Source organism: Gluconobacter cerevisiae (genome assembly GCF_015244675.1).
Classification (GTDB): Bacteria; Pseudomonadota; Alphaproteobacteria; order Acetobacterales; family Acetobacteraceae; genus Gluconobacter; species Gluconobacter cerevisiae.
The window spans coordinates 1-1,751 of sequence record NZ_JABCQO010000036.1 but is presented as its reverse complement, the minus strand read 5'-3'; the positions used below and the strand labels follow the sequence as shown (position 1 = coordinate 1,751).

Annotated in this window: 2 protein-coding genes; both read right to left on the bottom strand. The window is 52.9% G+C overall.

Annotated features, from left to right (window positions below):
• A partial coding sequence (locus tag HKD21_RS14295) for a LysR family transcriptional regulator (RefSeq protein WP_194256265.1) occupies positions 1-696 on the bottom strand: 696 nt, incomplete at its 3' end.
• Positions 697-800: 104 nt separating this feature from the next.
• Positions 801-1,751 (bottom strand): NAD-dependent epimerase/dehydratase family protein (locus tag HKD21_RS14290; RefSeq protein ID WP_194256264.1); only part of this gene is annotated, 951 nt, incomplete at its 5' end.

The following is a 1,751-nucleotide window of genomic DNA, read 5'->3' as shown; positions in this document are numbered from 1 at the left end:
CATCGTGGGACGGTCATTCATGACAAACTGGGTCGGGACTGGTATCGAAAATTCACCGTCAGGTCCTTCGAATTCCCACTGATAGATACGTCCATCACCTAATCGTCCGTTGATGCAGCGGTGGTTTTCAAGATCGGCGGGTGTCTGTGGGGTCCCAAACCGCTCAAGATATGCTGGTGCTCCGACGACAATCCACCGTAAAACGCCTGAGATACGCTGTGTCACCATGTCTTCGGGCACAGTTCCACTGACACGGATACCGGCGTCGAACCCTTCATGGGTGATATCTACCAAACGATCAGTGGCCTCCATCTCGATTTCAATTTCGGGATAGCGCTCTGCATAAAGCGCCAGAACGGGAGGTAAAATCGTGTGTGCTGCGTCCACCTGCACATTAATTCGGATACGCCCGCGCGGAGAGTCACGATGTTTATTCAGACGTTCCACGGCCTGATTGATGTCTTGCAGCGGTAATTCAATCGAGTTCCGAAATTCCTCACCTGCTGCAGTCAAAGTCACGCTGCGGTTCGTTCTGTTGACGAGACGCACGCCAAGTTTTGCTTCCAGCCCCTTCAGTGCATGGCTCATTGCTGACGGGCTCAACCCCATTTCCAGACCTGCCAATCGAAAATTACGATGTCTGGCGATGGCTAAAAAATACGAAAAATCGGTGAGTTGCGAGCGTGTTACGGACATACTCGGGCTCCAGTCTCTCTTGCCAGCACACGTCCGCACTCGTCTTTTCTTCAAAACAACGTCAACATTCATAGCGCGAAGGACCGGAGCGATCAGGGAAACGATCAGTTCCAGGCCTTGGGTTTCTCAACCTTGCCGTTCTCGACAAGCCATGCAATGGATTCCTTGACGCCCGCAATGCTGCTGTAAGTCGGTTCATAGCCGAGTTTGCGGCGTGCTTTTTCAATCGACAGGCACGAACTTCGCGCAAAATGCTCCCAGGAGTGATGTGCTTCTTCTGGTGTGGGTTGCAGCTTCATCCATTCCTCATAAGGAACGTAAGAGATCTTTGGTTCGAGACCAAACCACGCAAAGATCGTTTCTGCGTAGCCCCTCAGATTCAGTGCTGTATCTGAAACTGCGTTGAACGTTTCGCCAACTGCAACGCTACGATTTGTGAGCGCGCGCTGGATCAGTTGCGAGATATCGGCTGCGTGAACGTGATTGACTGTTTCCAGTCCGAGATTGGGGAGAATGATCTCTTCATCACGTGCTATTTTTGAGAAGACGGCTGCTTTGTCGTTGCCGAGGGGCGTGATTGGTGTCCATCCTTCGCCGACAATTTGACCGGGGCGAAAGATTGTCGCGGGGAACCCGGTGATGCGCGCTTCGTGCATAAGCCATTTTTCAATTTCGGCCTTGTCTATACCGTATTTTCCGAACGGATTAAGCGGCTCGTCCTCGCCTGCTGGGACTGCGGTGGTGTGTCCGTAAACCCAGAGCGTGCTGCAATGCAGGAAGTGTTCGATCTTGCCCCGGAGTGCCTCGACCAATGGTCGGGTGCTGGCCAGATTGAATGAAATCAGGTCGATGACGATGTCCGGCTTCAATTCAACGATACGATCAGCAAAAATACCCGCCTTTTCTTCCGCCTGACGATCGGCGGTGATCTGCTCAACGCGATCCCATGCGGCGTTATGGGTGTAGCTTCTGGCTAGCCCACGGCTGACACTGACCACCTCGTGACTTTGATCGATAAGCGCTGGCACAAGATATGTCCCGATATGGCCCGTGCC